Annotated in this window: 6 protein-coding genes; all 6 read right to left on the reverse strand. The window is 66.1% G+C overall.

Annotated elements, in window-relative coordinates; all coding sequences use genetic code 11:
- Window positions 1-3: 3 nt before the first annotated feature.
- A complete protein-coding gene (locus PMI42_RS28860) occupies window positions 4-543 on the reverse strand; it encodes a hypothetical protein (RefSeq protein WP_008140974.1) in 540 nt (179 codons plus the stop codon).
- On the reverse strand, window positions 540-1,259 hold the full coding sequence (locus PMI42_RS28865) for a hypothetical protein (protein WP_008140976.1): 720 nt from the start codon (window positions 1,257-1,259) through the stop codon (window positions 540-542). Before PMI42_RS28865 ends, PMI42_RS28860 begins: the two co-directional genes overlap by 4 nt.
- A gap of 16 nt (window positions 1,260-1,275) precedes the next feature.
- Complete coding sequence (locus PMI42_RS37575; RefSeq protein WP_008140977.1) at window positions 1,276-2,298, reverse strand: hypothetical protein; 1,023 nt, start codon at window positions 2,296-2,298, stop codon at window positions 1,276-1,278.
- A gap of 246 nt (window positions 2,299-2,544) precedes the next feature.
- Window positions 2,545-4,581 carry a hypothetical protein gene (locus PMI42_RS37580; RefSeq protein WP_008140980.1) on the reverse strand — a complete coding sequence of 679 codons (2,037 nt, stop codon included), beginning with the start codon at window positions 4,579-4,581 and terminating at the stop codon, window positions 2,545-2,547.
- A gap of 2 nt (window positions 4,582-4,583) precedes the next feature.
- On the reverse strand, window positions 4,584-6,533 hold the full coding sequence (locus PMI42_RS28880; RefSeq protein ID WP_008140982.1) for a hypothetical protein: 1,950 nt from the start codon (window positions 6,531-6,533) through the stop codon (window positions 4,584-4,586).
- Window positions 6,534-6,536: 3 nt separating this feature from the next.
- A complete protein-coding gene (locus tag PMI42_RS28885) occupies window positions 6,537-7,469 on the reverse strand; it encodes a tail fiber domain-containing protein (protein WP_008140985.1) in 933 nt (310 codons plus the stop codon).
- Window positions 7,470-7,541: the final 72 nt, after the last annotated feature.

Here is a 7,541-nt window from a genome sequence, read left to right on the forward strand (position 1 = left end):
CGATCAGTACGCGCCGGTCCCGTCCGGCAATGGCGTCAGGATGATCGAACCTGCGTTGGCCATGATCTTGTAGACGTGGTCCACGATCGCGAGCTGGGTCTGGCCAGCGCCTGGCACGACCGAAATGTTGTTGGCTGCCGCATCGCCCTTGCCATCGACGATGCGCAAGGGGTTGGTGCGCTGGGCCCAGTTCACGTTGATGGTGAACGGCGCGCCCACGCCCTGCTTGACGATCAGCACGTCATCAGTCGGCAACGCAATGTAGGGCGAGGAAAGCCCCGGCGAGCCGTCGAGGACCTTGATGATCTTCTGCTGCGACAGGGCGCTGAGCGGGATCAGGTAGAACACGCCCGTCCCTGCATCCCACACCAGCGTGTAGGTCTGGAGCGGATTTGGCACATTCACCGACAGCGGGAGCGCGGCGAAGTTCAGCGAGACGGTCCATACCCCGCTCCGCTTGGCAATCGCGATGACGCCGCTTCCCTTCACCTGCGCCGGGAACGGAGCGGAGGTGCCGACGCGGATGCTGGCGGGCTGGCTCATGGCAGACCATAGGGGTTGGAGGACGGCTGCGATGGGATCGGCTGGAGGTTCACTCCACCGTAGAGAATGGGCAGCCTGCCGATGAAAAGCTGCCGGCTGTCGTAGCCGTCGAACGCCGTCATGCCGACGCCGTAGGTGCGATGGCGAAGCTTGGCCATGGTCGCAGCGGGAATCCGCACCGCGACCCTGCCGACGTCGACGACGGACAGCCCGTTGCCGAGCTGGGCCGAGATCAGCGGCGCCTCGCAATCGTCCGACCCGACCACAACGGACGGCCCAAAGCCGCCGCCATAGCCCTCGTGATGATGCGCGCCCCTGATCTCGAGCTCGAAGGCGCACCCGATCTGCGCGACCAGGGCGCCGGTTGCCGGCGCATAGGACGTCACGTAGCCGGTCATGGTGTTGAGGCCGGTCGCAGCATCGGCGATCGTGACCGGATCGCCCGCCAGAATTCCAAGGCCAAGCCCGACCGTGCAGGCGATCGCCTGCATCTCGTTGCCGATCGGATAGTCCTTGATGGTCAGGGCCGTTGCCGATGCCGTCACGATCGCGCCCGACGTCACCACCCATGCTGCGGCCGTGAAGTCGCCGGGCCCGGCGAGCGTCCGTCCCGAGACGTCGATGTATTCCCCCGTGTCGTCATCGAACAGCGAGAGCGTCGGGATGAAATCCTCGCGGTTGCTCTGCTGCGGAAAGAGCACGGGGTTGAGATACATCGCTGCTTCCCGCCCTTCAGAGCTTGAGGTAGATCGTGGCGAGCATGGTTGGCTGCACCGTGCGATGCGCCGCACCTGATGTATTGCTCGACGTCACGCTGATGGCGTTGGTCCCCGACATCTGCATGAGGTTGGTCTTGTTGAGGTTCAGCCCGTTTGAGGCAGCACCTACCCCGGGGAGACCGTCAACGACCGCGAACCCCGTGTTCGGGCCTGTCACCGTGATGACATTGTTGCCCGTGGAGGTAATCGAGGGAAGCTGCGCCGCGGTCAGCGTCAGGCTTTCCGCGCCGCCGGCTGCGCCCAGGATCGTTGCGGTTGTTCCGAAATAGCTCGCCGTCAACCGCCCCGCGGCGCTGTTGCCCATGTCGTCGAGGAACGCCAGCGCACGCCCGCGCCAGTCGGGCACTGCCAGCTGCTTGCTGGCGTTGTAATCGTTGAGGCAGTTGCCCGACCGCGCCGGCGTCATGACGAGGTTCGCATCGGTGCTGCAGAGATAGACGAACAGCGCCTGCGTATCGGCGTTGGCGCGCTCGCTGGCTCCGCTCGCGCCGTTGCCGATCGTCAGCCCGTTGGCGCGGACAAAGCCCGACAACGGCCCCGTGCCATAACGCGCCTTCATGTCGCCGGTTGCCATGATCGCCGTCGGGTCGACCGTCGAGCCGCCGCCTCCGCCGCCCGACGATGGCCCCAGCACCTGCATGGTGGTGTCGACGATCGGGTTGCCGCTCGAATTGGTCAGGCGCACATGGATCAGCCCGTCGGCAATCCAGAACATCGGCAGCCGCCCCGACTGGTCGCAGGACAGCGGATTGGCAAGCTGCTGCGTCAGCGAGAAATCGGCATAGACGTTCTGCTTGGAGCTCGGCGTGCCGGCTCGGAAGAACGTCGCTTGGCAGTTGGCGGCAACGGATCCGTCAGTGTCGAGCTGGATGGCCAGGGCAAGGGGGATGGTGCCGGCGGCGTGCGCGGGAGCGGCCAGAAGGGTGATTCCCAGCAGGGCTGAAACGGCGAACTTCTTGAGATATTTCAAGAACATGGATTGATGCTCTCCACATGCGCGGTTGCCGGTATGGCGCGGCGCAGATAGGGTTTGGGCATGACACCCTTCCGCAAACAGATTGAGCGCGAGGCAGCCCTTGATGTCCGGGTCGCCGCGATTGGCCTTGTCGTGTTCTTTGGCTGCATGGTCTTGCTGCCAAAGGCCTGGTTCTGGTTCTACTTCGTGCCGCTCGCCGGCTTCTGGGCGCGCTACCTGATCGTGCGCGATCGGCGCGATGAGGCCCTACTGGCCGCTGACGAAGTCAGTGACCCCAGGTTCGGCGCCCCGGGCGCTTACGCTTGCGATGGCGGCATCTGCATTTCGGATGGAACGCATCATGTTCTGATTTCGCGTCAGGATGCGAAGCCCGCGCTGGACCTGCCCGACGTTGTCAGACGCAAGAAGCCGCGCGACCTCTCGCGCAACGCGCTCATCGACGACGCGATGGCCGCGCGCCGCGCCATAGACAAGCGCCGCCTTGATTAAGGCCTGCGGATCGCCCTGATAGCTCTCGTAGCCGCCGACGCCTCCGGCAAGCCCGAGCTCGACGAGTTGCCGCGCGGTCGTGGAGTTGCCCTGCACGGTATTCCGCGCCACATCCATCAAGCCCTCCACGCGAAGCCTTGCCTCGACTTCGCGCGCACGCTGAGGACCAAGCGCCACCTCCATCTCTTCACGCGCGCCCGGCGAGTTCGAGATCTTGTTGAGGATGGTCCGACGGTCTCCGCTCTGCTCGATGGTCTGCACCAGGCGCGAGACATAGCCGTCCTGAAAAAGCTGCCGCTCGACCGGCGACATCTGCGCCAATTGGCGGCGCACATCTGGAGTGCGGAATTGCCGCGAGGCGCCGACGTAGTTCTGACCGGCCTCGATGGCATCATCGGCACCGAAGAATGCCGCAGCGCCACGGCGGGCCGCGGCATATTCCGGGACACTTCGATCGAGCTTCTCGACGAGGCGCGCGCGCAGCTCCTGCGCATCGCGCGCAGCGCTGTTCTGCCCAGAACGTTGCAGAGTGTTGATCTTGTCGTCGAGGTTGCGCTTGACGTGATCCCAGAACTCGAGGTTCGGCAGAATTTCGCGGCCCTGATCATCGGCCCGGCGCGTGTAGCGCGGCGTCAAGGACTCCTGGTCATGAAATTCGAACGGGCGCCGAACCGGCGTAAAGCCTTGCGCGGCCGAACGGTTGGCCCCCGTCATGGTCGCGCCGCGCGCCGCTTCCTGCACCACCGGCGCCTGCATCAGTTGCTCGAACCCCTCGTCCCACATCGATTGCGCGGCGGGCCGCGAATGCGCCCGCGCATATGTTGCCCGATTGACGGTCCGCGCAATACTGTCAATCGCCTCTCGCTGAGCGGTTGCATCTGGATAATGGAACGATTGCTGGAGCCACTCGGCGAGCCGCGGCGCCTGACTTTCGAACCGATTGTCGATCAGGTGGTTGAGCGTTGACCGTGCCTCCGGCGAGGTGTTCGCCGCGCTCCGCGCCATCGCCCGCGTCACCTCGCCGCCCGTATCGATCAGGGCCGCAGGCTGGTTTGTTGCGCGCGCATCCTGCATCTCCTGCAAGGTCAGCCCGCGGTCACCATTGCGGATGTCGCGATCGAGCGCGGATGCGACGCGCCGCTCGGCTTCCGCCGCGGGATCCGAGAAGCCGCGAACCAGGTTGCGGATCGGCTCGACCACCTTCGAATTGATCAGCCGGCCAACGCCAGGCGCAACCCCGCCGATACCTGCGCCTACGGCTGCGGCAGTCAATGGATTGTCGCCGCGCACTGCCGCATCAGCGCCGCTGATCGCGGCGTTGCTCGCAGCACCTCGTGCCATCAGTTGCGGCATCGTCCGCCCGGTCAGGCCCAGCAGCTTCGCCCCCGTCGCCGTTGCAGCGGCAACCCCCGTCGAGGCCACGCCGCCGGCGATCTCCGCCGCCGTATCCGCAACCGGATGCTCTTGCGCAAAGCCCTTGTCCTTGCCCTCCTGGATATCGAGGGCGTGCTGATAGCGCTCGCCAAAGGACTTTTCGGGAAGCTTCTCCATGCTGTCCGGCAGCAGCGGATCAATCACAGGCGCAAGCGCGGCGTTGGTCGCAGCATTCGCCTTGTTGAGCATGCCGCCGACGATCGGGATACCGCGCGCGGCCGCACGCGTGACGCCCTCGATCATCCCGGGCGCAGGCTTGCTCGATTCCAGATGCGACTTCAGCGCCTCGGTCGCATCCGCAATGCTGCCCGCCTGCACCTTGAAGCGACGGCCGTCCTGCTCGATCTGGAAGGTCGGCATGCCTACTCCGTGATTTCCTGAATCCGGGCTTTCTTGCCGTTCGGCGCCGTCACGACGGTCCAGCCGTCCTTGCTGACCGTGCCGGCGCCCGCATCTGACTTCTTCCCATCCTCCGCACCGCCAAGCGCATGCAACGTCTCCGGCAGAAGCAGATCGCCGAAGTTTTTCAGCCCCGTCGCAGTCTCATACTGCTTCTGGAAACCGTGAAGCTGGCCGAGCGCCAGCTTCTTGTACTTGCCGACGAGCTCGGCGAGCTGCGCCGGGCTCGATGCGCGATCGAGATCCTTCTTGACCTCCTCGCGATCGGCGAGTGCGCCGGCCGAACCGACCACGGCTTTGACCACCTCATCGCCCACCAGCGCCTTGACGCCGTCGAAATTCGTCGGCGCCGTGCCGCCCGTATTTGCCGCCCAGTTCTGCTTGAAGCGATTGAGGAGGCGATTGTCTCCGTTCTTGAGGGCTTCTGCGGCCTCTGACAGCGTGCCGAGATGGTGAACCAGCACGTTGAACGAGCGGATCGTGTCGCCCTGCTTGCCGCTCGTGAAGCGCTGGATGGCGACCTGCTGGCCCTTGAACTGCTGCCATTTCTGCGGCCAGGTCGCAGGATCGCCGCCCGCCTCCTGCTCGAGCTGCGCCGCGCGCTGGCGGATGGCGCGGGATTCCGCGCCGCCCTGCATGCCCTTGCCAATGTTGGGCGGCAACTGGCCGGTCTGGCGGTAGCGCTCCGCGTCGGCATCGATCGAACCAGAGCTTTCCGCATTGGTAAGCGCCCGCAATTGTGCAGCAGCCGGGCCTTCGTACAGCACCTGGCCCGTGCGCGGATCGAGCAGAGAAGTGTTCGGGGTGGCCTGCACGGGCTTGATCGATTCCTCGATGCGGCTCGCCCAGTTGTTGAGCTCGGCCACCTGTCCGGCCGCGCGCGGGTTGGCGGCAAGCCGCGCAGCTTCGGCCCGCAGCGCCAGGATGGCGGCCTGCGGATCCGTAAAGCCCTTCGGGAGCGGCACCTGTGGGACGATCGGCTGGCCGGCCGGAGGAGCGGCTGCCGCGGCAGGCGGAGGTGCAGGTGCGGCAGGCGGAGGCGGCGCCATCGTAGCCGGCGGGGGTGCGCCAATTGGCACAGCCGGCGAGGCAGGCGCAGGGGCAGGCGCCGCAGGCGAAGCGGCGGGCGTCCCTGCGTTGGCCGACGGCGGCAACGCCCCGAAGGCGCCCGCCACGCGCTCGGATGGCGTCGCATCGGAGCCTGCGGCGGCGCTGGCGAGCGAGGGACGGCTGAGCGGCGCCGCGGCAGGTGCAGCACTGGCAGCGGGCGCAGCGCCCGCGGGGGCGTACTTCTGAAGCAGGCCTTCAGCGCGACGGACTTGTCCCGGCGTCATCGGCGCGTTCGGGTCGATACCCATCACGCTTGCGATCTTGGCGATCGTCTGGCCCGTGGTGGTGTCCTCGCTCGGCAAACGATCGGTCACCAGCGATGCGATCGTGCCGCTGCCGGCATCGCCGCGGACGCTGGGCGATACCGGCGTGCGCGCGGGCGCAGGCCCTGCGGCCGGCGGAGCGCCCGCACCAGGCGCGGCCGCGCTCGCACCGCCGCCCGAGAGCAGCGGCGACAGCCGCGAGGCGCTTTGCGCGTACATCGCGTCCGCCCCGTTCCACAGCGCGGAGGTGTCGCCCTTCTGCGCCAGCATCGCGACCGCGCGCGAGTAATCGACCGTCCCATCCTTGTTGAGCGGCAAGCCGCCCTGGAAGGTCTGGGCGATGTTCTCACGGATCTGTCCCTGCCGGATCGCCTGCTCGTTGAGCTGGCTCGACTGATCGTTCCGCTTCTCCTGCTGCTTGTTGAAAACGCCCTGGTAATAGGCGTTCGGCAAGCCGGCGACCTGGCCGAAAATGTCCGGTGTCGGCGGCGCGTAGTCGCGCGTGCTGGGAACCGCGACGGTTTGTTCGAAACTGACCATGCGTCAGGCCGCCCGCTTCACATCGGCGTCGAGGAAGCGCGCCAGCGTCGCGGCGCGCTCCGTCGCCTTGGCGTAGTTGACCGCCTTGAAGCCGCCGATCTCGACGACCGCATCGGGCCGATCCTGCTCGACCTCCTGCGCCATCACGCCGATGTGCGGGACGAGGCTGTCGATGTAGTTGTAGCGGTAGATGTTGGTGCCGTCGTAGAGCTTGCCGACCGGCTCGATGTTTTCCTTCAGCCGCTCATCGGAGAACATCGCGAGCGCGCCGATGCCGCCGGCACTGCCGAGCAGGCTCGCCCCGCCGGACGCCAGACCGCTGAACAGCCCCCACTGGTTCTGGTTAGCCTGGTTCTGTGCCAGCGTGGCGTTGGCGTTGGCATTTCCGATACCGGTCGCCGCCGTGTAGTCGAGGTTGGCAAGGCTGTTGTACTGGCCGGCGGTTGCATTGCCGAGGCCCGTATAAGTGCCCGCGATGCCGGCCGCGTTCGAGTTCGACGACGACAGGAACGGCTGAAGATTGTTGACCGCGTTCTGGTAGGTGGTGCCGGCAAGGCCCTGGTTGTAGTTGGACAGGTCGATCAGCTGCTTGCCGCTCGCCAACGTGCCGTTGGCGGCAGCCGCCGCATTGATCGAGTTGTTGCCCTGCTGCAGCTGGAACTGGTAGCCCGGCGTTGCCTGCAGCGATTTCATCGCTGCATCCGTGCCCTGCTGGCCGTTGAGGCCGAGCAGGTTCTTGAGCTGATCGACGCCGGCATTGGCGTTCGAATAGTTCGTAAGGTACGGTTGCAGCGCCTGCGTGTAGTTGGTGTTGAGCGCGCCGATGCCCTGCTGGATGTCACCGGTTGCCGCGCTCTTGCCGGCATTGATGCCGGCGATCTGCTGGCCCGCGGCTTCTTCCGCAACGTTGTTGTTGAAGAGATCGAAGATCGACATTTAGACCACCCTCATCTGAACGACACTTCCGTTGCGATAGAACTGCCCGACGCCGACGCCGGCTGCGGCTGC

The sequence above is a fragment of the Bradyrhizobium sp. YR681 genome (assembly GCF_000282615.1).
In the GTDB taxonomy this organism is placed as follows: domain Bacteria; phylum Pseudomonadota; class Alphaproteobacteria; order Rhizobiales; family Xanthobacteraceae; genus Bradyrhizobium.